This window comes from Occallatibacter gabretensis, assembly GCF_001449115.1.
Lineage (GTDB): Bacteria > Acidobacteriota > Terriglobia > Terriglobales > Acidobacteriaceae > Telmatobacter > Telmatobacter gabretensis.
Window position 1 is genome coordinate 315,425 of sequence record NZ_LAIJ01000001.1, and the last position, 25,098, is coordinate 340,522.

At 56.9% G+C, this 25,098-nt stretch carries 29 protein-coding genes; 15 read left to right on the top strand and 14 right to left on the bottom strand.

What is annotated here, in order from left to right; translation table 11 throughout:
• The first annotated feature begins 43 nt into the window (after nucleotides 1-43).
• Entirely contained in the window at nucleotides 44-790 is a 747-nt protein-coding gene (locus VO84_RS01225; protein ID WP_058185450.1) for a hypothetical protein, read from the top strand.
• 32 nt (nucleotides 791-822) lie between these two features.
• Here the strand turns inward: VO84_RS01225 and VO84_RS01230 are convergent, their stop codons facing one another.
• Complete coding sequence (locus VO84_RS01230) at nucleotides 823-1,707, bottom strand: sugar phosphate isomerase/epimerase family protein (RefSeq protein WP_058185451.1); 885 nt, start codon at nucleotides 1,705-1,707, stop codon at nucleotides 823-825.
• Nucleotides 1,708-1,774: 67 nt separating this feature from the next.
• Nucleotides 1,775-3,097 (bottom strand): Gfo/Idh/MocA family protein, encoded by a 1,323-nt coding sequence (locus VO84_RS01235; protein ID WP_058185452.1) that lies wholly within the window; start codon nucleotides 3,095-3,097, stop codon nucleotides 1,775-1,777.
• A gap of 230 nt (nucleotides 3,098-3,327) precedes the next feature.
• On the opposite strand from VO84_RS01235, the gene VO84_RS01240 reads away from it, so the two are divergent.
• Nucleotides 3,328-4,116, top strand: coding sequence for a tyrosine-protein phosphatase (locus VO84_RS01240; protein ID WP_058185453.1), 789 nt, complete (start codon nucleotides 3,328-3,330; stop codon nucleotides 4,114-4,116).
• A gap of 50 nt (nucleotides 4,117-4,166) precedes the next feature.
• Here the strand turns inward: VO84_RS01240 and tpiA are convergent, their stop codons facing one another.
• Nucleotides 4,167-4,919 carry a triose-phosphate isomerase gene (gene tpiA, locus VO84_RS01245; protein WP_058185454.1) on the bottom strand — a complete coding sequence of 251 codons (753 nt, stop codon included), beginning with the start codon at nucleotides 4,917-4,919 and terminating at the stop codon, nucleotides 4,167-4,169.
• A 137-nt stretch (nucleotides 4,920-5,056) separates the two neighbouring features.
• Here tpiA and VO84_RS01250 point away from each other — a divergent pair, with 137 nt between their 5' ends.
• Nucleotides 5,057-5,287 (top strand): type II toxin-antitoxin system Phd/YefM family antitoxin, encoded by a 231-nt coding sequence (locus tag VO84_RS01250; protein WP_058185455.1) that lies wholly within the window; start codon nucleotides 5,057-5,059, stop codon nucleotides 5,285-5,287.
• Nucleotides 5,269-5,727: a type II toxin-antitoxin system VapC family toxin gene (locus VO84_RS01255; protein ID WP_197413852.1), complete on the top strand. Its 459-nt coding sequence runs from the start codon at nucleotides 5,269-5,271 to the stop codon at nucleotides 5,725-5,727. The genes VO84_RS01250 and VO84_RS01255 overlap by 19 nt, the downstream gene beginning before the upstream one ends.
• 7 nt (nucleotides 5,728-5,734) lie before the next feature.
• Here VO84_RS01255 and VO84_RS01260 read toward each other — a convergent pair whose 3' ends face one another.
• The 6 genes from VO84_RS01260 to gap form a co-directional block, all read right to left on the bottom strand.
• Nucleotides 5,735-6,361, bottom strand: coding sequence for a hypothetical protein (locus VO84_RS01260; protein WP_058185456.1), 627 nt, complete (start codon nucleotides 6,359-6,361; stop codon nucleotides 5,735-5,737).
• A gap of 92 nt (nucleotides 6,362-6,453) precedes the next feature.
• Nucleotides 6,454-6,888 carry a putative toxin-antitoxin system toxin component, PIN family gene (locus VO84_RS01265; protein ID WP_157439655.1) on the bottom strand — a complete coding sequence of 145 codons (435 nt, stop codon included), beginning with the start codon at nucleotides 6,886-6,888 and terminating at the stop codon, nucleotides 6,454-6,456.
• On the bottom strand, nucleotides 6,885-7,109 hold the full coding sequence (locus VO84_RS01270; protein ID WP_058185457.1) for a hypothetical protein: 225 nt from the start codon (nucleotides 7,107-7,109) through the stop codon (nucleotides 6,885-6,887). Before VO84_RS01270 ends, VO84_RS01265 begins: the two co-directional genes overlap by 4 nt.
• Nucleotides 7,110-7,329: 220 nt before the next feature.
• Entirely contained in the window at nucleotides 7,330-8,544 is a 1,215-nt protein-coding gene (locus VO84_RS01275; RefSeq protein WP_058185458.1) for a phosphoglycerate kinase, read from the bottom strand.
• 22 nt (nucleotides 8,545-8,566) lie between these two features.
• The gene (locus VO84_RS01280) at nucleotides 8,567-8,941 is read right to left on the bottom strand and encodes a RidA family protein (protein ID WP_058185459.1); all 375 of its coding nucleotides are present in this window, start codon (nucleotides 8,939-8,941) and stop codon (nucleotides 8,567-8,569) included.
• A 101-nt stretch (nucleotides 8,942-9,042) separates the two neighbouring features.
• Nucleotides 9,043-10,047 (bottom strand): type I glyceraldehyde-3-phosphate dehydrogenase, encoded by a 1,005-nt coding sequence (gene gap, locus VO84_RS01285; RefSeq protein ID WP_058185460.1) that lies wholly within the window; start codon nucleotides 10,045-10,047, stop codon nucleotides 9,043-9,045.
• A 475-nt stretch (nucleotides 10,048-10,522) separates the two neighbouring features.
• Here gap and VO84_RS01290 point away from each other — a divergent pair, with 475 nt between their 5' ends.
• From VO84_RS01290 to VO84_RS01310, 5 genes are all read left to right on the top strand, one after another.
• Nucleotides 10,523-11,254: an ATP-binding protein gene (locus VO84_RS01290; protein ID WP_082661597.1), complete on the top strand. Its 732-nt coding sequence runs from the start codon at nucleotides 10,523-10,525 to the stop codon at nucleotides 11,252-11,254.
• Nucleotides 11,255-11,332: 78 nt separating this feature from the next.
• The gene (locus tag VO84_RS01295) at nucleotides 11,333-11,632 is read left to right on the top strand and encodes a type II toxin-antitoxin system Phd/YefM family antitoxin (RefSeq protein ID WP_058185461.1); all 300 of its coding nucleotides are present in this window, start codon (nucleotides 11,333-11,335) and stop codon (nucleotides 11,630-11,632) included.
• Entirely contained in the window at nucleotides 11,610-12,065 is a 456-nt protein-coding gene (locus VO84_RS01300) for a putative toxin-antitoxin system toxin component, PIN family (RefSeq protein WP_058185462.1), read from the top strand. Before VO84_RS01295 ends, VO84_RS01300 begins: the two co-directional genes overlap by 23 nt.
• A complete protein-coding gene (locus VO84_RS01305) occupies nucleotides 12,062-12,589 on the top strand; it encodes a DinB family protein (RefSeq protein WP_058185463.1) in 528 nt (175 codons plus the stop codon). The genes VO84_RS01300 and VO84_RS01305 overlap by 4 nt, the downstream gene beginning before the upstream one ends.
• Before the next feature lie 119 nt (nucleotides 12,590-12,708).
• Nucleotides 12,709-13,242, top strand: a complete 534-nt coding sequence (locus VO84_RS01310) for a hypothetical protein (RefSeq protein WP_058185464.1) — start codon at nucleotides 12,709-12,711, stop codon at nucleotides 13,240-13,242.
• An 18-nt stretch (nucleotides 13,243-13,260) separates the two neighbouring features.
• Here VO84_RS01310 and ribA read toward each other — a convergent pair whose 3' ends face one another.
• Nucleotides 13,261-13,905, bottom strand: coding sequence for a GTP cyclohydrolase II (gene ribA / locus VO84_RS01315; RefSeq protein WP_058185465.1), 645 nt, complete (start codon nucleotides 13,903-13,905; stop codon nucleotides 13,261-13,263).
• 86 nt (nucleotides 13,906-13,991) lie between these two features.
• Between ribA and VO84_RS01320 the strand changes: the two genes are divergently transcribed.
• Complete coding sequence (locus VO84_RS01320; RefSeq protein WP_058185466.1) at nucleotides 13,992-15,287, top strand: sensor histidine kinase; 1,296 nt, start codon at nucleotides 13,992-13,994, stop codon at nucleotides 15,285-15,287.
• A 201-nt stretch (nucleotides 15,288-15,488) separates the two neighbouring features.
• Here the strand turns inward: VO84_RS01320 and VO84_RS01325 are convergent, their stop codons facing one another.
• The 3 genes from VO84_RS01325 to VO84_RS01335 all read right to left on the bottom strand — a co-directional run bounded on the left by VO84_RS01325 (nucleotide 15,489) and on the right by VO84_RS01335 (nucleotide 18,246).
• Entirely contained in the window at nucleotides 15,489-16,631 is a 1,143-nt protein-coding gene (locus VO84_RS01325) for a hypothetical protein (protein WP_157439656.1), read from the bottom strand.
• 209 nt (nucleotides 16,632-16,840) lie between these two features.
• The gene (locus VO84_RS01330) at nucleotides 16,841-17,287 is read right to left on the bottom strand and encodes a nuclear transport factor 2 family protein (protein ID WP_231737736.1); all 447 of its coding nucleotides are present in this window, start codon (nucleotides 17,285-17,287) and stop codon (nucleotides 16,841-16,843) included.
• A gap of 605 nt (nucleotides 17,288-17,892) precedes the next feature.
• Entirely contained in the window at nucleotides 17,893-18,246 is a 354-nt protein-coding gene (locus tag VO84_RS01335; protein WP_058185469.1) for a nuclear transport factor 2 family protein, read from the bottom strand.
• Between the two features lie 273 nt (nucleotides 18,247-18,519).
• Between VO84_RS01335 and VO84_RS01340 the strand changes: the two genes are divergently transcribed.
• The 3 genes from VO84_RS01340 to VO84_RS01350 all read left to right on the top strand — a co-directional run bounded on the left by VO84_RS01340 (nucleotide 18,520) and on the right by VO84_RS01350 (nucleotide 21,430).
• A complete protein-coding gene (locus VO84_RS01340; protein WP_197413853.1) occupies nucleotides 18,520-19,104 on the top strand; it encodes a hypothetical protein in 585 nt (194 codons plus the stop codon).
• Nucleotides 19,105-19,254: 150 nt separating this feature from the next.
• Nucleotides 19,255-20,190, top strand: a complete 936-nt coding sequence (locus VO84_RS01345; protein WP_058185471.1) for an MBL fold metallo-hydrolase — start codon at nucleotides 19,255-19,257, stop codon at nucleotides 20,188-20,190.
• A 778-nt stretch (nucleotides 20,191-20,968) separates the two neighbouring features.
• The gene (locus tag VO84_RS01350) at nucleotides 20,969-21,430 is read left to right on the top strand and encodes a hypothetical protein (protein WP_058185472.1); all 462 of its coding nucleotides are present in this window, start codon (nucleotides 20,969-20,971) and stop codon (nucleotides 21,428-21,430) included.
• A 62-nt stretch (nucleotides 21,431-21,492) separates the two neighbouring features.
• On the opposite strand, the gene VO84_RS01355 is transcribed toward VO84_RS01350, so the two are convergent.
• The gene (locus VO84_RS01355; protein ID WP_058185473.1) at nucleotides 21,493-22,521 is read right to left on the bottom strand and encodes a cyanophycinase; all 1,029 of its coding nucleotides are present in this window, start codon (nucleotides 22,519-22,521) and stop codon (nucleotides 21,493-21,495) included.
• A gap of 171 nt (nucleotides 22,522-22,692) precedes the next feature.
• Here VO84_RS01355 and VO84_RS01360 point away from each other — a divergent pair, with 171 nt between their 5' ends.
• Nucleotides 22,693-23,880, top strand: a complete 1,188-nt coding sequence (locus VO84_RS01360; RefSeq protein ID WP_058185474.1) for a cell division protein FtsQ/DivIB — start codon at nucleotides 22,693-22,695, stop codon at nucleotides 23,878-23,880.
• Between the two features lie 7 nt (nucleotides 23,881-23,887).
• The gene (gene ftsA / locus VO84_RS01365) at nucleotides 23,888-25,096 is read left to right on the top strand and encodes a cell division protein FtsA (protein ID WP_058185475.1); all 1,209 of its coding nucleotides are present in this window, start codon (nucleotides 23,888-23,890) and stop codon (nucleotides 25,094-25,096) included.
• Nucleotides 25,097-25,098 lie beyond the last annotated feature (2 nt).

Here is a 25,098-nt window from a genome sequence, read left to right on the forward strand (position 1 = left end):
CGGACAAAAACCCTCATCGAATCTAGCGGGAGAACGACGCACTATGAGCAAAGTTGTGTACCTGATCGGACATGGCCGGGTCTCCAATAACAAGTCCATTGAAGTGCCTGATCGTATGACAATGCACTGGCTCGGGCACCTGGGCGATGTCTCCAACGGATTGAGCTATGCTTTCCTGGCTGGAGAGCTCACCGCGGAACTAAACGCTTCCGTTCCCAAGGACCAGATCCCGGAGCACTTTCTTTGCGGAGAGCGCGCCGATATCGATCCCGTAGTTGACACAAAGATCAAGGCCTTCTTCGACAGGCAAACGGCGCACCCGCTTGGATGCACCAATCCTTACGTCATCTACCCAAGGGGAAGAACAAACGTATCACTCTCGTCGATCTTTAAATTTCTCGAGATGCTGTCACCGTCAGCGGAGTGGCACATGTATTGGACATGCTGCCGGGGATATCTCGGTAAGAATAATCCGCTGACAAGCACATATGTGAAAGAAAGTGGCACCGTGGAGAGGCTCAAAAGAGTAGACCCGGAGGCAACGCCGGCTCTGGCTTCAGGCGGCCACAAGACGCTCACTCCGGACTTCGACAGCATCAGGCTCGTTGCGAAAAGCGATCACAATGTGGTTTCGGATACGAAGGACATTGAGCAGGTCCTGGGCCAGGCGCCTCTCGCGCACCAGTTGATCAATCCAAAAGACATGGGGCGCAAGAAGACTGCCAGCGAATGGGATGGGGCGGCCACGGGGAAGACCAAGCTTGAGAAGGCCTTCGCCACGGACTGGTAGTGTGCAGCAGCGTCTGCGCCGCCGTTACCGGCTCACGCGCTCCGGGGCATATATCCCATCCCGGTCAGCACCCCGCGCATGTAAGAAAAGCTGGCTATGACTCCTGGCATGGGATCGTCCCCGTGCACTTCATACTCCAGATCGACAAAGCCCGGATAGCGAATAGCAATCAAAGCCTCAAAGATCTCGCGGAAGGGCAGTTTGCCGTCGCCCACGGCCACCTGGCTGTCTTTATCCGTAAAGTTCGTCAGGTCCTTCGTGTGCATATTGAACAGGCGCGGACCGGCAGCATGAATCGCCTCCACCACATCGGTGCCCGCGCGTACGCAGTGCCCTATATCAATGCAGCATCCCATGCGCGGATCCATGCCCTTCACGGCTTTCAGCACATCCAGTGGGGAGGGCCAAACCTTATCTTCCGGGCCATGATTGTGAATGGCGATGCGGATGTCATACTCGCGCACAAACTTCTCAATGCGTGGCAGTGTTTCGGGCGTCGGGTCTCCGGCAACAATCACGCTGATCCCCGCGCGCTTGGCATACTCAAACTGCGCGCGAACGTCGTCATCTTCATCTTTCCGGAAATAAATCGCGCCGGCCGCATGCAGCTTGATGCCGTTCGCCGCGTAATCTGTAAGCGCCGCAGCCTCTCCCGCAGGGTCGACTGGCAGATGATCCTTCACATCCTTCGCATTCAGCTCCGTAACATTGAGCTGTTTCATAAACGCAATCATCTGCGCCCGGGTAAAGTTGCGAAACGTATAGCTGGCCAGTCCCAGCTTGATGGGTGCAGGCTTGCCAGAGGCTACCCGTGGCTCGGCCGCTATCGTCTTCGCGCTGGAAACAGCAAAGCTTGCAGCCGTCAGCGCTCCTGCCTGAACAAATCTCCGGCGGCTAAATCCTGATGTGCTTTTCATATTCTCCCGTTGGGCTAAAAAAAATCACTTCGGTTGTGGTTCAAGCAAGCAGGGAAGCCGCGTGTGTTCAGACGCGCGGCTCCCAGCCAGGCTCGTAGGTACGGGTCCAGCTCTTCATTGCCTCCGGGTCATGGCGCACCTTGCCGTCAGCCGGATCCAGCTCCAGCACGCGGTTCAGCTCCCACGCCACATTCGAAAGCTGCAGCATCGTCACCGCAACGTTGCCTTCAGCCACAGGCGAATGCAGCTTTTCACTCTTGCGAATTCCCGCAATAAAGTTGGCAAAATGCGCGTCCGTCATGGAGTCGCGCCCCACGGTATCGGTGGACGCGGTCCGGTCCTTAGCTACGCGGAACTCCCCGGTCTTATTGCCCTTCAGGTCATAAACCTCGTAGCCATCGCGGTCCACAATCACACTGCCAGTGGTTCCCATAATCACGGATCCGCGGTCGCGGCTGTAAATTCTCATTCCGTTACAGCAGGCACCCTCCCACGTAATCATCTTTCCGGGATAGTTAAAGCTCGTCACCAGCGTGTCGTAGAACTGCCAGTCGTCCTTGAAGTGATATCGCCCGCCAGACGCGCTGATGCTCTCTGGAAGATCCACATCCAGCGCCCAGCGGCACACGTCCACCTCGTGCGTGCCATTGTTCAGCGTTTCACCCGTCCCCCATGTCCTGAACCAGTGCCAGTTATATGGCTGAACATTATCGCGGTATGCCTGGCGCGGCGCCGGCCCCTGCCATAGATCCCAATCAAGCTGCGCCGGGACAGGCGCAGCCTTACCCACGCCAATGGATTTACGAGTATTCACATACCAGGCGCGCGCAAGGTATGTCTTTCCAATCAGGCCGTTGTGTATCTTGTCCACAATCTCAATCGTGTGTGGGGATGAGCGCTGTTGATTGCCCATCTGCGCCACCTTGCCGTACTTCTTCTGCGCTGCCACCAGCATCACTCCCTCGGCGGGATTATGGCTGCACGGCTTTTCCACATACACGTTCTTGCCGGCCTTCAGGCCCAGAATCGCCATCGGCGTGTGCCAGTGGTCCGGTGCGGCAATCGTGATGGCATCCACTTCCTTGAGCGCAAGTATGTTGCGGAAGTCGCGCTCCGTCTTCGGCGTCTCGCCCATTTCGCGCGTCGTATCCGCGGAAAATTTCGCCAGGGTATTTGAGTCCACATCGCAAACATAGGCAATGCGAGCGGCGTTTTTATTCGCCTTCAGCGAGGAAAGATGCGCGCCGGCTCGTCCGTTTAATCCAATAACCGCAAAGTTTAGCCGGTCGTTCGCTCCAAGAATCTGACTGTAGCTCCGGGCCGTCGAGCTGACGGCAAGTCCTGCAGCGCCTGTTGCGAGGGTATCGAGAAATTCACGCCGGGTAACCAAAATGGTCCTCCTATGTGGTTGTTATTTTCAGTTTTGGAGCGTCCAACGACCGGAAGCAGCACCGGAAGTTATCATAATCCTGCCAGTTGCCGAACCCTGCCGTAGAGATCAAACTTTTTCATGTTGTAAAGTTCCCGGCGTCAATGCTACGATCTGAAGTTTTTAAGGGCCCATATCAGTGCGTGGCATCGCCGGCTGGCAGTAAATTCTGAGCGGAAAGCAGTCTTGACGTGTTTGATATTCATTACCATCTTTTGTTTGACATTGACGACGGCCCCAAAACAATTGAAGACTCCATCGCACTTGCAGAGGCATCCATTGCGGAAGGCGTAACGCACATCGTCTGCACGCCTCACTCCAACGACAAATACAAATTCAATCCCGATCTGAACCGCGAGAGAAGGGAAATACTCAATGAGCGCCTGGGCGGTCGCATCACGCTCGGTCTCGGCTGTGACTTCCATCTCTCCTACGACAACATTGATAATCTTTACAAGGATCGCTCGCGCTTTACCATCAACGGCAACCAGTACCTTCTTGTAGAGTTTCCTGATTTCGGTATCGCAGCGAATATGGCCGCAACCTTTTACGAGATGACGGCCTCGGGCGTCGTGCCCATCATTACGCATCCGGAGCGCAATCCTACCCTGCAGAAAGATCCGCATCGAATCGCCGAGTGGATTCGTCTCGGCTGTCTGGTGCAGATCACCGGGTCTTCGCTTCTGGGCCGTTTTGGCCAGCGCGCACAGGCAATGTCTCATGAGCTTCTGAAGAAGAACTGGGTTCACATCATCGCCAGCGATGCCCACAGCGCCGAACGGCGCTCACCCTCCATGTCCAGGGCCTATCAGGCGCTGCAGTCGCAATACGGGCAGCAGACAGCCGACCGGCTCTGCATGGAAAATCCGCGCGCCATATATTTTGGTGAGACGCTGGCTGAGCAGCCTGAGCCCGAAGGCGTCTACGACACATACAAGTCAGCAAATCGCGGATTCTTCAGCAGACTCTTCGGAAAATAACTCGGCGGCAGGAGAATCTGCTCCTGCCGCCGCTCAAACCTCCAGACAAATCAATACTTCACAATCGCCGCAAACGATTCCGCCTTCAGGCTTGCGCCTCCCACCAGCGCGCCGTCAATCTCTTCCTGCCCAATCAGACTGTTGCAGTTGTCCACCTTCACGCTGCCGCCATAGAGAATCCGCATATTGGCCGCAATCTCCGCGTTCAGCAGCCTTGCTGCCTCGGCACGAATGATTTTGTGTGCCTCTACAGCCATCTCCGGCGTCGCCGTCCTGCCTGTGCCAATGGCCCACACCGGCTCGTATGCAATCACAATCGGAGCGGCAGCCTCCGCCGTGATGCCCGCCAATGCGCCTGCCAACTGTCTCTTAAGTACATCGGCCGTCTCGCCTACTTCGCGTTCTTCCAGCACTTCGCCAATGCACACCACCGGAACAATCCCGTGCTTCAGCGCCGTGTGCAGCTTCTTGTTCACAATCTCGTCTGTTTCGCCAAAATACTGCCGCCGCTCGGAGTGCCCAATCAGCGTATGCGTACCGCCAACGGCCTTGAGTTGCAACACGGAAGTCTCGCCGGTGAACGCGCCCTCCTCCGCAAAATAAATATTTTGTGCTCCAACTGCCACAGCAGATCCCTTGAGAGATTCAACCACGCCGGGCAGCAGCACCGGAGAAGGGAATACCGCAATCTCATCGCGGTCATGAGCGGCAACAAGCGGCAAAAATGCCTCAATAAACGCCTTGGCCTCAGCAGGCGTTTTATACATCTTCCAATTTGCGGCAATCAGAGCTTTGCGTGACATGTTTCAGCGGTCCTCAGCTTCAATTTTAGGCGATCGAATTGCTGCATTGTGTGATGGGCGGTGCCGTCCGCCAACCGTCTAAAAATCGCAATTGTGCTAGAATTTGACCATAGTCAGAGACCATGGGAGGATTTGCCATGTCTATTACAATCGCGGCCGGAGAATTCAAAGCTAAATGTCTCAAACTATTGGACGAAGTGGCCGAAAAGCGTGAGACGCTTGTTATCACGAAGCATGGCAAGCCAGTCGCGGAAGTGAATCCGATAAAGCCGGAGAAAACTGAACTGTTTGGCTCCATGAAGGGGAGTGTGCTTTGGGAAGGCGACATCATTTCTCCACTTGATATCGAATGGGACGCGATGAAATGACGGCAGCTGATGAAGCGCGAGTGGAATTAATGCTTCTCGATACTCATACATTGGTGTGGTATGTGGAAGGCAGTCAGAAAATCGGCACCGCTACTAGAGAAGCAGTGCGTCTGGGATCGCTCGATAATCAGGTGCTCGTTTCGGCTATCACCCCATGGGAAATCGCATTGCTGGTGAGCAAAAAGCGGCTTTTGCTAAGCTCCGATGTGATGGATTGGGTCAATGAGGTACTTGCAAAGCCCGGTGTAAGTCTAGTTCCGTTGGAGCCGAAGATCGCCGTAGCCAGCACGCGCTTACCATTTGACATGCACCTTGATCCTGCTGACCGCATTCTCGTCGCCACAGCCCGCAGATTCGGCGCAACTCTGGTGACCGCAGACCGTGCCCTGCTAGACCTTGCCGTGCAGGGCTACTTCAAAGTACAAGATGCAATGGAGTAAACGGGGTTCAACCCCGTGGCCCAGCAGGTCGAATGACCGATAGATCAGCCGGCATTTCGCCATCCAGAAATGCAGCGCGGTGAGCCGGATCGCCCAAATCCATTCTGAAGTGATACCAGGTATCGTCCTGAAGGATACCCATGTTCCAGGGCCCGGAGACGGAGTCAGAAAACTGCCACAGAATGTGAAATCCCTCTTCATTGGTGAAGCCCTCCAGGTCAGCCTGGATGATGGCATCTCCACGTTCCCAGATAGCGGCCCGCAGCGCATGGAGAGCATTGCCGCCTTCCTCCGTATCCGCAGCTTGCAAATGCTGGAAGGAATAGACTGTTTTGACTGAGGACAAGTAGTCTTTGAGCCACTCGGCGCCGCTTTCGGGTTTGGCGCCTTCGATATCTTCAAGAAAATCGGCAATCTCATCTTGTCCAACGGAGCCATCAAAGACTGGATTCCGTTCGATCAGCGCTACTTCAGAGCCGTCGCTCCCGGAGAGCAAAAGACTCTCCCATTCTTCCTCGCCTCCCTCCTCAACGGTCAGTCTGTACGTAGGATGGTGCTCGCCAAGCTGCTGTACCAGTTCCTCTAGCGAGGGAAATTCTTCGTCTTTCGATAAGACCCGCGTGTGGTAGTCCATTTTGCTTCTCCGGCTGAGGATATAGAGCGTTTGGGTTCGGAAGTATCTTAGAGCAAAACCAGTGAAGCGGAAATGCTTTCAGGCAACGGATGCTATGGTTTGATTCCGGAGATTCGCTGTCGGAAGCTCTCAGGCGATTCGATGACGAAACTCGTTTTTCCGGCAAGTGCCAGCAGATCCTTGTCTCCGGTGACGAGCACATGTGCCCGGCCGCTGTGAGCGAGATTGAGGAAAGGCTGATCGTTTTTGTCCCGGCAGTTCACGGGGCAGGCTTTCGCAATGATGACGGTCTGGCAGAAGGGCAGGTAATCGCTGAGCAACTCTATGCAGTCGTCAGTTGAGAGACCGAACTTGGGATAGGCGAGCACGCGCGTTAGCTCAGAGGCCGTGGCACTTGAAATCAGTGGGATGGAACGCCCTTCGCGCCAGAAGGCTCGGAGCCAGGCGATTTTGCCTTGCGAAAAGAGCAGGGCCGATAGGACTGTGTTGGTATCGAAAACTACACGCAGGTGCCTGGGAGCCTTCACCGCGGCTTCCGCGCCCAGGCGATTGAATTCGCAATGTCCTGCTCGCCGATGCCGAGTTTGTCGAGCCGCGCTCGAACCTCATCGGCGCGGCTGAGGCGCAGGGGACGCAAGGTGATGCTCGTGCCGTCCGTCGCGATCTCAAAATACTCGATTCCCTCAAAGCGGCTGGTGACTGCTTTCGGCAGCGTGAGCTGGTTTTTGACGGTGAGCTTGGCGAGCATGGTTAGGCTCCAAAGTAAGGAAGTAAGGAAATCTTACATTAGCTTGTAGCAAAAAACAAGCTTGGCCTTTAATGGCGAGGGTGCAAAATGAGAGCGCTACAAGGCCGAAAATAATCAACGGCAAATACATGACGGGGAGAAATCGCCGCCATGTATTTGCCGCATTGTTCTGGAGAAACTGTGCCGGACCCAACGGATTGTGAGGTCCAGCACAGCATAGCTACTTATTCGTCAGCGCTTCCACACCCGGCAGCTTCTTGCCTTCAAGAAACTCCAGGCTCGCGCCGCCGCCAGTGGAGATATGCGTGATCCTGTCCGCCACTCCCGCCTGGTTAATCGCGCTCACGGAGTCGCCCCCGCCGATAATCGACGTCGCATCGCTGTTCGCAGCCACAGCGTAAGCAATCGCATTCGTTCCCACCGCAAATTGCGGAAACTCAAATACGCCAGCCGGGCCATTCCACACAATCGTCCTCGCGGTATCGACAACATTCTCGATCTCGGCAATCGACTTCGGCCCAACATCCAGCCCCTGCCAGCCAGCAGGAAAGTTCTTGCTCGTATCCCACTCCTGCGTCTTCGCATCCGGAGAAAAGCTATCAGCCAGAATGTTATCCACCGGCAGCAGTAGCTTCACGCCCTTTGCCTTGGCCTTCTCAATCGCTTCCTTCGCCACGCTGATCTTGTCCTCTTCCACAAGCGAGTCGCCGGTCGTAACGCCCAGCGCGCGCTGGAAGGTGTAGGCCATTCCGCCCACAATCACCAGCGTGTCCACCTTGTCGAGCAGGTTGTTAATCACGTCAATCTTGCCTGAGATCTTCGATCCGCCAATAATCGCCACAAACGGCTTCTCCGGCGACTCCAGAGCCTTGCCCAAATACGTGATTTCCTTTTCCATCAGCAGCCCCGCAACCGCGGGCTTCAGGAAGTGTGTAATCCCCTCCGTAGAAGCGTGCGCACGATGCGCCGATCCAAAGGCGTCATTCACATACACCTCAGCCAGCGCTGCAAGCTGCTTTGAGAACCCCGCATCGTTCGCCTCTTCTTCCGCGTGGAAACGCAGGTTTTCAAGCAACAGCACCTGCCCAGACTCAAGCTGCCGCGCCAGCTCTTCGGCAATCTCGCCCACGCAATCCGGCGCAAACGCAACATTCATGCCCAATCCAATTTCCTTGTCCAGCAGCTCGCGCAGCCGGTCCACCACCGGGCGCAGCGAATACTTCGGATTCGGCTTGCCCTTCGGCCTTCCCAGATGCGAGGCAAGAATGACCTTTGCATGATGCCGCAGCGCATAGACAATCGTCGGCAGCGTGGCCACAATGCGTGTGTCGTCCGTAATCGCGGAGCCGTCCTCGGTAAGCGGCACATTAAAATCCACGCGGATAAACACATGCTTATTCTTCAAATCGAGATCGCGAATCGAGAGCTTGGACATGAGAAGGAACCTTTCAAAAAAGCTAGGAATCGGAGACAACTGCATCGAACTCAATTTCGATGCGCCACGCGGGATTAATAAACCCGGACACGATCACCATCGTAGCCGCAGGACGCGTTTCGGCAAAGAATTCACCATGAATACGGCCAACAACTTCCCAGTCTTCCGCACGCGTGAGATACATGCGGGTGCGAACAACGTCGCGGAATGAAGCGCCGGCATCGGAGAGAGCCTTTTCAGCAATAGCGAAAACGCGTCGCGTCTGGCCGGCAGCATCTTCATGATCCGCGCCGACCGGACCAGTTCCGGCAACATGAATCGTATTGCCCACGCGCACAGCGCGGGAAAAGCCGATGATCGGCTCAAACGGAGAACTGCCGCTGATATTTTTGCGCATAAGATCAGATGTCGGATTTCAGAGATCGAAAAAGGGATCAGCGGTCATATCAGAAAATCAGCATTGCTGATCCCTGATCTCTGACCACTGATCCCTATCTTTTACAGCCCCTTCGAGGCCAGGAAGCCGATTAGATCAACAACGCGGTTCGAGTAGCCCCACTCGTTGTCATACCAGCTCAGCACCTTCACGCTCTGCCCAACCACCTTGGTCAGCGGTGCGTCCACAATCGACGACAGCTTGTTGCCCTTGAAGTCCGAGCTCACAAGCTCATGCTCTTCATAACCAAGAATGCCCTTGAGCTCACCCTCGCTCGCAGCCTTCAGCGCGGCGTTCACAGCCTTCGCATCGGTAGTCTTCTCGCTGATAAAGGTCAGATCGACGATCGACACATTCGGAGTTGGGACGCGGATCGCAAAGCCGTCCAGCTTGCCGGAAGTCTCAGGAATGACCAGCTTCAGCGCCTTGGCAGCGCCGGTCGAGCTGGGAATCATGCTCAGAGCAGCAGCGCGCGCGCGGCGCAGGTCCTTGTGCGGAGTGTCCAGGATCACCTGGTCGTTCGTATAGCTGTGAATCGTGGTCATAATGCCGCTCACAAGGCCGAATTCCTTGATCAGCACCTTCACCACAGGCGCCAGGCAGTTCGTCGTGCAGCTCGCATTTGAAATCACGTTGTGCTTCGCCGGATCGTACTTATCGTGGTTCACACCCAGAACCACGGTAATGTCTTCGTTGGAGGCCGGTGCGGAGATGATGACCTTCTTCACCGTCTCGCCCAGGTGCGCCTTGGCCTTCACGGCGTCGGTAAAGAAGCCGGTCGACTCAACCACGACCTGTGCGCCGGTCTCAGCCCAGGGCAGCTTCGCGGGGTCCCGCTCAGAAAACACCTTGATCTTTTTACCGTCGACCGTGATAAAGTCCTCGCCGGCGGTGATTTCGTGCGGCAGGTTGCCCAGGATGGAGTCGTACTTGAGCAGGTGAGCCAGCGTCGCCGGGCTAGTCAAATCGTTGACGGCGACGAATTCAATTTCGGGGTTTCCAAGCGCGGCGCGCAAAACGTTGCGGCCAATACGGCCAAAGCCGTTAATGCCAACCTTCACTGCCATGTGCAATATCTCCTCGGGTAGCGTGTTAAAAACGGAATGGATGAAGCAGCTTTGTTCGGCAGACACAAAATTCAGATAAAGACCAGCTGAATGTGCTCCCAGCAGGCAATTCCACCAAACCCTTGATGCTACCATCCGGGACATTGCCGTCCCAAATGCGCGGCGCATAGCAAGGCCGCAAATTCATGCAAAGTACATCCTTCCTGAGGCACCTCATCTGAATGGGATGCCATGTATACCATCCGCAATTTGCAGCACCCAAGGCAGTTATGGTATCTCCAAAGGTATTACAGCGGAACTGGAAATGCTGTATTCCAATAGTTACAATGTTCGAGTCGACACGGCCCCGGCGGTCTCCAGCGAGCGATTCAGCTTGATGGGATGGAACCAACAGGGAAGCGGCGACCCTTGATAAAGATTCAGCAGAAGGACACATCCTCTCTGATTCTGCTCGAAAATAGGGATTGAAACCCGCATGAGAAGACGCACCAGACGCGCACCCAACCTTTCCGAATCCACAGGCAAGATCGGCCAGGAAGTTCCCTCCAACCAGCTGGCTCCGCTCGTGCCCCATTACCCGGACGAAGCTGCCGCCGCTCCGCGCTCCGCTGCTCCTGCCCCATCGCAGCGCCACAGCCAGCCCCGCCCACCGCAGGATTGGGGATCTCCCGCTCCCGGCCGGCTAGAAGTCGAAACCCAGCCCGAGATTACGCCCCTGGCCGCGCCCGAGGCGCAGGCTTCGGCGCTGGCGCCTAAAGGCTACGTCGTGCTCGCCATCGGCCTGCCCGGCTCCGGAAAGACCACCTGGTTCAACCGCCGCGGCGTCACACCTCTCTCCAGTGACCTGCTCCGCAACATCCTCTTTGATGATGTGGAAGAGCAGCGCTTTCAGGGCCTCGTGTTTTCCACGCTCCGTTCCATGCTGCGCGCCCGCCTCATCGCAAAAATGCCGTGGAACTACGTTGACGCCACCAACCTCTCCATCCACGAGCGCCGCCAGTGGATCAAGATGGCCAAGAGCTTCGGTTACGAAGTTCAGGCCGTCTTCTTCGACGTTCCATTCGAGGTCTGCCTTGAGCGCAACCGCCAGCGCGACCGCTCCGTCAGCGACGACATGATGAGCAAAATGGCAGAAAAGCTCAAGCCACCCGCGTTCGAAGAAGGCTTTGCCAAAATCACCGTCGTCCGCGTCAAAAACGCGGTCTAGCTGCCGAGAATAGTTCGCAAGCCGATATTAGCCAAATTAGCTAACTTTGCTAAAATAGCTAATATCGGAGGGCGCGCCATGATCACCCTTACATCCGCGGAAGCTCAGAACAACTTCGGCAAGCTGCTCGATACGGCCCAGCGCGAGCCTGTCGCCATTACCCGTCATGGCCGTCCGGCGGCATATGTCGTCTCGCCGGAGGATATGAAGATTCTCGATGCGGCATCCAAGAGAAATCGCACCAAGGCAGCCGCCGCCCTGGAAGCGTGGCGGATTCTGTATGGGGACCAGATTTCCCCGGAAGCCGCGAACCTGACAGATGAAGACATTGTGAGAATGGTGCATGAGGCACGCGATGAAGCGGCGCGTACTGTTTGATACCAGCACGCTTGTAGGTGCGGCTTTACGAAAGGATTCGGTGCCGTACCTGGCACTATATAAAGCGTTTGCTCTCGATGAGCTTTACATTAGCAAGGGAATTCTTGAAGAACTGAATGTGACGCTCCATCAAAAGCGCTTTGATCGCTATGTGTCCATTGAGTCTCGCGATAACTTCCTCAGCACTGTTAGCCACGAGGGCCACTTGTTCCCAGTTACCGCATCGGATATCGCCGGTATCTATCCACGCTGCCGCGATGTAAATGATAATCACATTCTCGCGCTGGCGCAGGTTGCCGAAGTTGCAGTGATTGTCAGCAGCGACAGCGACCTGCCGGTCCTTAATCCCTGGAATGGCATTCCCATCTTGACTCCCGCCGAGTTCCTGGCCCAAGCTGAAAATTCTGAGCCCTTAGAAAGCGAACATTCATGAGCACACCAGCAGCCCCTGCCCCCTATGTCGAGCCTTGGCTCAGCGGCACCTACTCGGATGTTCCCGCAGTCGGTCGCGCCGTCCTCCACGCGCTCGATCTCGCTCTCGACGACATCACCAAGTGGACCGAAAGCCTCACCGACAGCGAAGTCCACACCCTCCCGCTCGGACTGCCCCCGGTCGCCTTTCATCTGCGCCACATCGCCCGCTCGGTCGATCGTCTTCTCACCTATGCCGAAGGCAATCAGCTAACACCGGATCAACTTACGCAACTGAAATCCGAACAGGGCAGCGACGAACGCGAAACCCTCGCCGCCCTCATTGCTGAAGTCGAAGTCTCTTTCTCAAACGCCACCGAGCGCATCCGCACTCTCTCCACCGCCGACTTCAACACCTTCCGCGGTGTGGGCCGCAAGCAGCTTCCTACCAGCATCGGCGGAGCGCTCATCCACGTCGCCGACCATACCCAGCGCCACGTAGGCCAGGTCGTCACCACCGCCAAGGTGCTCAAAGCTTTGCGATAGCAGTAATAGTCCACAAATCAGATCCAAAAAACGGAACCATCCCCGCGTAACCGGCGTATCATCCGGATAATCCGGCATCCATGCGCCCCCTCGCTGGCCGGTACCAAAGGGGGAACCTCATGCAAGATCGCCAGCCGGGCTTCCTGTCTCTCGCCGCAAAGACTGCTGTCTGCCACGCCCTCACATACTTCATGATGGGCGCGCTCGCCTTCCATTTCCTGCATTATGCGGACTCGATCAATAAGCCGGACTCAGGCATGAGGCCTATGACAAGCGCGTGGGTGCTCTTCGGTCCCGCCCTGCAGGTCGTGCGCGGCGTTCTCTTCGCCTCAGTCTTTTATCCGTTACGCAGCCTGCTCTTCAACCGCAAAAACGGCTGGCTACTGATGAGCTGGATTTTGATCGCCATAGGAATCCTCGGCACCTTTGCCGCGCCGGGAGGATCGCTCGAAGGATTCATCTACACAACGACTCCCGCAGCAAAACAGTTTCTTGGCTACCTGGAAGTCGTGCCGCAGGCATTGCTGCTCTCCGCGCTGCTCTGCTATTGGGTCAACCATCCGGGAAAGAAGTGGCTAAGCTGGACGCTGACGATTCTCTTCCTGATAGTCGTCGCGCTGCCAGCGCTTTCACTGCTGGCTCCAAAGAAGTAGCTCGCTGCCTGGCGCCAGCTATTCGTCGCTCACCAGCGTATCCACAATGTGCCCCATCTTTTCCTGCTTCGTCTTCAGGTAGCGCTCGAAGGTCTCCTCCGGCGCTACCTCAGCCGAAACCCGCTCCACCACCGCAATCCCCGCCGTCTCCAGCGCCGCCACCTTGTCAGGATTGTTCGTAATCAGCCGAACCTTATTCACATCCAGCAGCTTCAGCACAGCGCCCGGAAGCTCATAAGCCCTGCAATCCGCTTCGAATCCCAGCTCCTCGTTGGCCTCCACCGTATCCAGCCCCTGGTCCTGCAGCTCATAGGCCTTCAGCTTCGCCATCAGCCCAATCCCGCGTCCCTCCTGCTGCTCGTACAGCAGAATCCCCGCGCCGGCATCCACAATCTTGCTCAGAGCCAGCTCCAGCTGCAGCCGGCAATCGCACCGCAGCGAGTGAAACACATCCCCCGTCAGACACTGCGAGTGAATCCGCACCAGCGGCGCAGTGGAATGGACATCGCCCATCACCAGCGCGACCAGCCCCTCCACCTCAGGCAGAGCATTTTCCCCACACTTGGCCTCAGGCTTCACGCCTTCAAATCCCAGAATCCTGAAATGTCCCCACCGCGTAGGGAAATCCGCTTCGGCAACCTTCTTTACACTCGCAAACGCCATAGTTTTCATTGTAGTTCCGCTCATTAGATGTTCCCGCCCCCATCCCAGATACAAGCGATCCAGACACAAGCGATACATTAAGACCAGTGACGAACACCCTCCTGCTCATCACGCTGCTCGTCAAGCTCGGCGTCGCCGCCGCCGTAGCCTCGGCTCTCGCCCGCTCGCGCACCTTCCAGCAGCTTCTCTTCGCCGATCGCCGCCGCCGCAGCCAAACCGTTGCGCTGATGGCATTTTTTCTCATCCCCCTCACCCTCGGCGTCTGGATCCGCGCCACCGTCCCCAACTTCCTCGCCGCTGACATCTCCTTTGAAACCGTCATCCTCCTCGGCCTGCTTCTCGGTCCCGTCGAAGCCATTATCGGCGGCATCGTCCTCTCCGCGCCCGCCGTTTACCACCATGAATTCCTGGCGCTGCCATTCAATGCGGTCCTCGGTCTCGCAGCCGGCCTCCTCGGCCTTTCCGTCGAAAAAGAAGAAGTCTGGGACTTCACCCCCTTCGTCGATCTCAGCCTCTACCGCTGGGTCCGCCGCAATATCCGTCAGCCTCGCATTGACCGCCAGATCCTCATGCTCTTCCTCATCGTGCTCTTTGAGATCGCGCATGAGTGGATCGCCCGCATCTACCCCAGGCGCCTCTTCGCGCTCAACACCGGCCTCTGGGAGCTCCAGCCCCTCGTCTGGCTCTGCGCTCCCATGGTCGTCGGCATCGCGCTCAAGGTCTGGAACGCCCTCCGCATCGAGCTCAAGCTAGAAGAGCAAAAACGCCTCCTCCTCGAAGCCCGCCTCGACGCCCTTCAGCGCCAGATCAATCCGCACTTCCTCTTCAACACCCTCAACTCCATCGCCTCGCTCGTCCGCATCAAGCCCGAGCTCGCTCGCGAGATGACCGTTAAGCTCGCCAACATCCTCCGCGCCCTGCTCAAAGACCACGACAGCTTCGTCCCGCTCTCAGACGAGCTCAAATTCACAGACGATTACCTTGACATTGAAGTCGTCCGCTTCGGCGCAGAAAAGCTTCGCGTTGAAAAGGAGATCGACCCGCGCACGCTCCACCTCCCCGTGCCCAGCATCCTCCTCCAGCCGCTCGTTGAAAACTCCATCAAACACGGCCTCGAACCGCGCATCCACGGCGGCATCATCACCATTCGCAGCCGCCTCGTCGGAGATCGCGTCTTGATTGAAGTCGCGGACGATGGCGTCGGCATCACAGCCGGCACGTCCACATCCGTAAGCCGCAAGGGCGCAGGCATCGGCATGAAAAATGTCCAGGAACGCCTCGAAGTCCTCTACGGCCCCCAGGCGCGCTTCACCGTCGTCAGCAATCCCGGCCGCGGCACACTCGTAGCCATCGAAATCCCCGCCGGCGCGTTGTCCGACTAGTATCTACCAAAAAATAAAGTTGTCATCCTGAGCGAAGTTTCTTGCGTGAGCATGAAACGAGTCGAAGGACCTGCGGTTGTTCTTGCTTTTGCTTTTTGCGAGCCCCACCACAACGGGTGCCCTATTCATGGCGCGTTCTTTGCGCCATGGGTGGGACAGCACTCCCGCCCGTTCTCCCACCACCAAGCTAGAAGCTAAAAGCTAGCGGCTAGCACCCGCCTTTGCCTCTTCCAGCGCCGCCACCGCATATCCCGTAGCCGCATCACTCATAAACAAGCTCACCGGATTCTTAGGATCACGATTCTTATTCAGCGACCACGCCGGCCAAGCCCCCGTCTCAGGATTCTGATTTCCAGCCAACCAATCCAGCCCCCGCGCCTTGATCGCCCCGCAACTGCAATTGCAGTGCGTCTCCTCCAGCGCCAGCACCGTCAACCCCGTCGCATACCCATCCGGCCGCGTCTCAATCGGCGTCCCATCCCGCCGCACCCACGTCCCCAGGTCCGCCATGCTCCATCCGCCATCCGCGCGCTGCTTCGCCGTCAACTCCGCAATCAGCTTCTGGCATTGCGCCTTCGTCATCACCTCAGGAAACCACTCAGAAGCCCACAACGCCGCAACCTTATTCACCAGCGGCTGCTCCTCATAATGGCTCTTCAAATACGCAGCCAGCAGCTTCAGATTCTCCTGAACCTTCGCGTCTTTCCGATACCCATCCGGAGCCTTGCCAATCGTCACCGCCAGCACCGCCGCCCAGTGATACGCGCTCTCCTTCGACTCCCACGGCGTGTAATCAAAGTTCTGCCACACCCACGCCCCCGCATCCGGTCCCGTCTTCGCCTGCAACGCCCAAGCATGGTCGTAGGCCGTCCGCGTCAGCTCGCTCATGTGCTTTTTCGGCATGTCGTAATTCGTGAGAATGATCGCGTTCAGCACACTCTCCGCATTGCGCGACTCAATCTCCTTGCCCTTGCCATACGTCGCGTCATCGTAAAAGGGAAGCATCTGGTCCCACGCCTGCACGCGCTTCGTCACATCGGCCAGCATCGCTGTCTCACCCGCAGTCATCCCGGTCTCACCCAGCGCCCCACGCAGCATAGGCCGCGCCATCGCCATCGGCGCCTGCGTATGGCAGCTTACGCACTTCGTCCCATGATCGCGATTCGAGTGATCCCACTCCCGCCACCAGCTCTCGCGCCCATCCAGAAACTTAGCCGCCGCCTGCGGACTCCACGTAGAAGTCGCCGCCTGAACCGTGCCTATTGCCGCCCGGTGCAGGGAAGCAGCAGCAAACAATACAACGGCGCATCCAGTCACAGCAGCAAGTGCAGACGCTTTCCCCATGCAGAGCAAACCCTCCCAGTGGCTTGTCAGCAGAATAATGCGGAACCCGCTGCCAAGCCAGCACGGATTTACATCCATATGGATTTCTAATTTTTCACTTGCTGTGAGGAGCAGTCCCGAAACTTACCCTTTGTGGGAAATAATTTCGTGACGTTGCGACGCAATCTGTACAGCTATGCAGGACCACCCGATCAAGCAGAATGGAAAGCCTACTTCGCGAGCAGTCCCTCATTATGCTCGTAGCTGATTACTCGTGTAACTCTCCAGACGCCATTGTCGTTGTGCCAGATCGTCACGAACTTGGCATCTCCCACGTTGTCAGGATCATTCGGATGATGGAATCGATGAATTCCGATTTCGACCGCTCCGTAGCCTTTCAGTGGATAGACCTCAAGCGTCTTTTCGATCAACGTCCGCTGCACCTTGCCGCAAATATTCTGTTTGATTGCCGCGATGAATGGTGCTCTTCCAACCATTAACCCTGTTTGGTCGTGATAGAACTCAAGATCGTCGGAAACCATGGAACCGAGTATTCCAAGGTCACACTTGTTGTAGGCGTCGAACAGTTTAGCGTCGAGCGACTTGACCGTCTCATAGAGAGCGTCAGGATGCTCACTGGTCTGCCCAAAGCTCAAATGACTCGAACAAAGAAACACAGGCAAGAACAAGAACAACCATTTTCTGCTAATCATGGGTTCCCCTTCGTCACCCAATTACGCAATTTGAATGTCAAAAGTTCACAGCTCACCGCCGAACGGTTAGACACGCACAGCTCGGTTCTGCTGAGTGACTTCTCGACCATCGTAATATCACCCGCTGCCCCAGCGTCTCTCCTCGAAAAGTCGGGTTTTCGGAAACTTCGCGCCAGTCCCGTAAAGGGCCCTTTGTGCGACGATACGGGAGATCATGAATTGCCCGAATGGGCTATAGTTGTCCATGCCCAACAACACATGTGAACACTGCGGCAGCTCACAACTCATCAGCGGTCTTACTCTCTCAGCCTCCGGTGGTGGTGGTGACGTATATCCCGGCCTCCTCTGCAACGAGAAAAAGAAGCGCTTTTTCGGGTGGACCGCAAGGGAGAAAAGGGAGACTCTTTTCGCTGACCTGTGCACCTCTTGCGGCACCGTAAAACGTTTATACGTGAAAGACCCGAAACGTGATTGGGTAGTATAACTTTCGCGGTTTCAACCGAGACTGTCCCCGGCCCAATGGGCGCAAAGGACCCTTTTCGGGACATCGCGAAAGCCAGATGCACGTGCTAACTAGTTTGCCCCACGGGTATCTCCTCTGGGTAATAGAACGCCTGTATCGCCTTAATCTGTCCGTCTACGATGTGAATTCGGTCGCAAACGTGATCCACTCCGTTGACTGTCTCCATATCGAAGACGGTCGCGACGTAATCTCCTTCGACGATGTGCTGCTTTAACTGAATACCCTTCACCATGGGAAGAATATGCGTGAGAAATCCAAATACAGTTGGCCGCCCCGTCAACTTTGGCATGCGTGGGCCTTCAAACGTTACGTCTTCGGCAAAGGGCACCTTCGACAAGTCCTTTGTGACAAAGCAATCCAGATAAGCTTCAACCGCAGCGACTTTCTGTTCTCGTGACATGAATTCTCCCCGTTAACACATGTTCTCAGACGCAATAAAGTTAGTGCCAATAAGCTAGGTTTCGGACAAGTGACCGTATGGACGCGTGTCCAGAAACTTACTCTTTATGAAATAGCCGGGACGTTGATCGGTATCGAGAGTGAAGGACGGTGAGGCTAAACATCCGTTTGGATTTGTACAACCGCGCTCCTTTGGGTTGTGCTACTCTGCCCCCCAAGGTAATTAATGCCAACGCAAACGGACCTCCATGTCGCCAACATCTATACCTCAATCATGGAGGAAGCGAAGTTTCGTGCCCTCAGTATCAATACGCTCACAAACTCTGGCTGCGCGTTACCCGTGCCGCTGCAACGGGAATACTGTTTTCTACAGCTTCGTATGCTTTGTGAGCTGATCGCTCTCGGCTGTCTAGTCGCGCACGGCGACATAAAGGAAACGAAGTCGGCGTCGCTTCAAAGGGCTTACCACGCCGGAGAAATTGTTAAACGTCTGGAAAAGCTACATCCAAATTTCTATCCGTCGCCACGAAAACTTGTCTTCAATCCGGGGCATGTTCATCTGGGCGATTATGACCGCGAGTTCCTGACCAAGAGCGAGTTGATAACTCTTTACGGGAAATGCGGCGATGCGTTGCATAAGGGCAGCGTGCGACAACTGCTCGACCCGAAGAACCAACCTCCCGCCGACTTTCGTGACATTCAGGAATGGGGGCAAAAAATTCTCAACCTACTTAGCGTTCATCTCATCAGTCGCAGGGAAGGCAGGTTCCATTTAATTGTCGTGCTTGAGGCAACGCAAACTGGTGGCAACGTGCTCGTGTCGGTCGCTGAAAGCCCCATTCAAACCTCCGCATCATAGACGGAGAAGTAGCAGATAAACGGCGGGGTGGGAAGGATCTGAAACTTACCCTGTATAAGACGCCCTAGAATCAAAAATTCCGGACCATGTTCCCGCTTCGTCACCCCACCTGTGCATTTCACCCAGCCCAAATCGCGCTATCCTCAAACAATGGTCCGCTTCACCGTGCTCTCCTCCGGCTCCAAGGGCAACGCATCCGTTGTCACCGGCGGCAGCACACGCATCCTCGTCGATGCCGGCGTAAGTTGCCGTGAGCTCTTCAAGCGCATGAAGGCCGCCGGAGAAGACCCCTGCACCCTCGACGCCATCCTTATCACCCACGAGCATCAGGACCACATCAACGGCCTCGCCGTCACCGCCCGCAAGCTCGGCATCCCCGTCTACTTCACGGAGATGACCCACCGCGCCTGGGTCCGCGACCTCACGCCCAAGCGCACCATGACCTACGCCCAATGGCTAGAGCAGCGCGCAGCGCAACAAGCCCAATCCGCCCAGCAGGACCAGTCCGAGACCGAATCCACAGAAGCCGTCGCCATAGCAGCCTGCGCCGAAGAAGACCCAAAGCCGAAGAAAGACTCCACATGGCTCCCGTCAGTCCAGTTCTTTGCCGCCGGTCAGCCCTTCCAGATAGGCGACATCGCCATCAGCCCTTTCACCATTCCGCATGACGCATCCGACCCCGTCGGCTTCGTCTTCCAGGCGGAAGGCATCCGCATGGCCCTCGCCACCGACCTCGGCTACATCCCGCCCAACGTCAAAGCCCAGCTCCAGAATCTCGATCTCCTCATGATCGAGTCCAACCACGACCTCGAAATGCTCCGTGACGGCCCCTATCCCTGGCAGATCAAGCAGCGCGTCCTCTCCCGTGTCGGCCATCTCTCCAATGACGCAACAGCCGAGTTCCTCGAGTCCGGCTACGACGGCGGCGCAACCTGGGTCATCCTCGGCCACCTCTCGGAGTCCAACAACCTCCCCGAACTCGCCCGCATCTGCGCCGAACGCGCCCTCAGCTCACGCGGCACCCTTCTCGGCAACCGCCTCCTGCTTGCCCACCAGCACGAGTGCATGACCCCCATCGAGTTCTGAGTCTACCCCCTCACAAAGCCCGTCATCCTGACCATAGCCGTTTTTCAGGCGGAGGGAAGGACCTGCTTTTGTTTTTTCTGGCCACGACCCACGAGACACTGTCATTCATTACCAAAGTCCATTGTCCTTTCGTACCGTGCTTATGCCTCAGATAATTTGCATGCAATTAACCCCAAATATGCTTTACTCATAATCAGCAGAAGAAATGTCACGGCCCGAACCTCAAAAGGTTCGGGCCGTGGCCGTTTGAGAGGACACCCACCCACCCCCTCCCCCATCCCCACTGCACCGGAATCGGTGCAAAGCCAATTCATCATCGAGGGCATATATGACTTCTAGGCTTTTTATACAAATCGAGTTCCTCAGTTCCCATGCCCCTTAGGCCCCTCGAAACTGGGCAGCAAAGCTGCACAGTTCCGGAATAAAGATCGCATAAAGATTTTTCCAGAAACTGCGGAATATCCCGCAACCCACACAAAAAAAGCCACTTCAAAATCTGTGCAGCACAGGATAACTCGCAGTCAACTCGGAAATCGGCGAAAAATTTCTCCCCTCCTTTACCGAATAGTTACGTTACAATCGTAAGGAACGGTCACCTCAATGCAGATAGCTTTGGCTCGGTAAAAGCCAAAGCGCCTCGTTTTGCCTTGTGATTTGAATCACTTGCAGGAAGAATCCTGTTGCCGAAAATTGAGTCTAATGGATGTACTGTTCAGGTTCCGCCGAAGGGACTGAATCATTGCATTCGTTGAATTTCTTGTTAAAGTGAGTGATAACGATGGCACGTACCCGATGCAGCGATCCCGTGGTTGGCGCAATTCTGGCCAGCTGGCGCTATGACATCTCGGGAATCTCGCCCGAAATGCGTCGCGACTATGAGCAGCACTTTGTCGAGTGCAGCCACTGCCGCGCGCGTCTCAAGTTTCATCGCGGGCTCGATGTTTCGCTCGCCGTGCTTACCTCGCTGGCCGTAATATTCTTCCTCTTCGCACTCGCGACCATCCTGCACATAAAGCCGCTCGAACATGTGGCTTTCAACATCCTCGGCCTCGATATCGTCTCCATGTATCAAATGCTCGTCTCGGCAGGTATAGCTGGCGTCTGCTTTTCGTTTATCGCGTTTCTTTTGGTCCTTACAGCTACACCGCTCCCGACTTATCTCACGGGCATCGCCGCCAGGCGCAGCAAGCTCATCGAAGAGCACCTTCCGGAAACCGTCCGTTCTCCCCGCTCACGATAAAGCTCAGATTTCAAAACAGCAAAAAAGGCCTCCCGTGACGGGAGGCCTTTAACGTTGTGCTTTTAGTAAATAGCCCCATCCGCCTGCGTAGAACTGACCACGCCATTCTTTACGGATAACGAATACCGCGTCGCATCGCCGGTCCACGTCTTCAGATTGAACGCATGTCCGGACGTTACCTTTTGCACGGCATACAGGCCAAACGTAAGCTGAGCGTTTCGGCGAATCAGACCGGCGCTCTCAGGCAAACCAATAAAGTACGCGCAGCCTTTGCCAACAACAGATGCCTGTCCGTCAGGCTCTAGCAGCACCGATACTCCTTGCTCTACACCAACACCGCGAAGTGCTGTTGCTTTAGGAGAGACAGGCTTACCATCCGGCTCATCCAGCCGCGCAAGAAACACCAGCAGTCGCCCCATCCGGTCACGCTTCGCAAAATGCGTATCCGTAATGACGCCTTTCAGTATTGGAATATCCAGGAATCCCCGGGCCAGTGTCACTCGCTGCGAGTATGGATCATGCAACGCAGTCTTCGCGTCCAGGTTCGGGTCGTTCGGTTTGTCTCCCTGCGCGGAGTAGACGTACTCGCCCAACACCGCCAGCCCCGCGCTCGTTCCGCCCAGCGGCACACCGCGCGCAATCGCATCGTTCAGCGCTGTCTGCACCGGCGTACGCTCCCAGAAGTTGAGATAGTTCGCCTGATCCCCGCCGGCAATAAAGATCGCGCTGGCACTGCGAATCGTCTTCGCTACAAACGGATCATTCGCCGCCTCGCGATTCGGAATCACTACCGTCGCCTCCGAATTCAGATGGCAGAGTTTCTGTATGTAGTCGTTGTACGCATCCGTCCCCGTCGCCCGCAGCACCAGCAGATCGCCGCCATTGGCCCTCGCACAGAGCCACTGGAAAGCCTCATCCAGATCCTCTCCGCCGCCCATCAGCGCGTACCCGGCTTGCGGTTTCACTTGAGCGTCCGCCGCATTGCCAACACGAAAATACTTGTATGCCGGCGCAGTTTGCGCAGAACAGGGAATCACCACAGCCAACAGCAAAACCAACGCTGCCGCCCACTTGCAAATGACCTTTGTCATGCCCTCAGCTTAACCTGTCGCGGCGCACCCAGCCCCTTTGTCTCCTGGTTCCTGAGTCCCTGTCTTATTTTCATTAACCGCACAGGTTCCTTTAGCATCCTCTGCTACGGTTCCGCGCTCGAATCCGCCCCATAATGAGGTCTGGCGAATCTCACGTGCCGTGCCAGAGGCGTGACTATAGAACGGACAAACCAAAACGGCACCCTTCCATGGGAGGACGACGCGCCCAACGAATCGCGCTTCCGGCGCACTCGGCAGACCGCGTCTCCTGCAGCCCGTTCGCGCCGCGATCCTGACGCTTCAGAAGGCGACGAGTACGATCTTCCGCGTCCACGCCAGCGCTTCAAAGGCCAGTCGCGTCCCTGGTGGCGTCCAGCGAGCAAAACTGGCCGCGTCTTTCTCGCTCTCGGCGCATTAGCCATCGTGGTTGTGGGCATCGCCTGCTGGCTCACGGCGAAACGGTACCTTGAGCGCGATGCCCGCTTCCGCATCGAGGGATCTTCCAACATTGAAGCCGCTGGTCTTAGTCAGGTCTCCCGTTCCGACCTGCTTCCCGTCTTCGGCGAGGACATCGGCCGGAACATCTTCTTCGTCAATCTCAGCGATCGCCGCAAACAGCTCGAGCAGATCCCCTGGATCCAGCGCGCCTCCGTGATGCGCATCCTGCCCGACCGCATTCGCATCAGCGTTGTCGAGCGCACGCCCATCGCCATGGTTCGCCAGGGCCAGCAGATCGGTCTCGTCGATGCAGACGGCGTCCTGCTCACCATGCGTGCGGCCACCATGACGCAGCATCACTATTCCTTTCCCGTCATCACCGGCATCGATGAAGGAGACACGCAGCCATCGCGCAAGGCGCGCATGGCTGTCTATCAGCACCTCATGCGCGATCTCGATTCCAGCGGGCAGCATTTCTCGAATCAGATCTCCGAGATCGATCTCACGGATCCTGAGGATGCCCGGGTCCTTATGACCGAGCCGGGCCACGACATTCTCGCGCACTTCGGCAACGATCATTTCCTTGACCGCTACCAGCGTTACAAGGAGTACATCGCAGAGTGGCGCCAGCAGTACCCGCACCTTGCCGGCGTAGATCTACGTTACGACCACCAGGTAGTCGTGCAAATGGCTTCCGGCGCAACAGCCGACACACCGGCCTCCACCAGCACCGCTGACGGCCAAGTTGCTGCAGCGGCTAACCCCGCCCCTGCAACCGCCCAGGCAAAGAAGCCTCAGCCCAAGCCTGCCAATCCAGCTTCCCATAAAGACACAAAGAAGCATCCGCAGACCCGCCGGGTAGCCAGCAATACACCGGCATCCAAGACCGCAAACCACACCGCGCGTACGTGGGACGAGTGAGCCAACGATGAGCCAGACAGAAGAAAACCTGATCGTAGTGCTCGACGTAGGCAGCGCGGAGACGCGCGTTCTCGCTGGTGATCTCAATGAGGGAGCATTACGCTATCGCGGTCACGCCACGCTTCCGTCTGCGGGAATGCGTAAAGGCATGATCTCCGATCTCGGCCCCGCCGCCAAAGTCGTCAAGTCTGCCGTCGAAAAGGCCGAAATCTCCGCTCGGGTCAATATCGACTCGTGCGTCGTCGGTATCGGCGGTCCGCATATCCGCGGCGTCAACTCAAACGGCGGCTTCGATCTCGCCGGACGTATGCGTGAGATCACCCGCGAAGATGTCCGCACTGCCGTCGAGCGCGCCGGCGCCGTGGAGCGTCCGCCCGACCGCGAAATTCTTCACCTTCTGCCGCGTCAATTCATCGTGGACGAGCAACCCGGCATCTTCGATCCCATCGGCATGATCGGTGCGCGCCTCGAAGTCGATCTCCATATCGCCACCTGCTCCGGCTCCGCGCTGCAAAGCACCGTCACCTGTGCCAATCGTGCCGGCCTTGAAGTTACTGAAGCGGTGCTTGAGTCCATCGCCGCCGCCGAGTCCACGCTCTCCGTCGATGAGCGCGAGCTTGGCATCTGCCTCATCGACGTCGGCGCGCACTCCACCGATCTCATTGTCTTCTTTGAAGGGGCAGTCGCTCACACCGGCTCCGTTCCTGTCGGCGGCGCGCACTTCACCAACGACCTCGCCGTCGGCCTGCAGATGCCACTCTCGCAAGCGGAGGAACTCAAGCGTCAGTACGGCCACGCCGTCGTCACTGCTGTGCCGCAGACCGCCGAAATCGAAATCGCAAATCCTCAGCCGCAGTTGCTGCGCCTCCGCACCATTGCAGAAATCCTGGAGCCGCGCGCCCGCGAGCTGTTGTATTTCGTCAAGGAAAGCCTGCGTCAGGGAGGCGTCTTCGATGCTCTCGGAGCCGGCTGCGTCCTCACCGGTGGCGGCGCAAAGCTCCCCGGAATGCTCGATGTCACCGAGAGCCAACTTCGCGTGCCTGCTCGCACCGGTATGCCTGTCCGGCTCTCCAACATGCCCGGCGATCTGGCCAGCCCCACATACGCCACCGCCATCGGGCTGCTCTTGTACGCTCACCGAACGCGCGTCTCGCGCGCGGCGGAGAAAAACGGTTTACGCGCCAGGCTGCGATCGATCTTTGCAGCCAGCTATTAGGG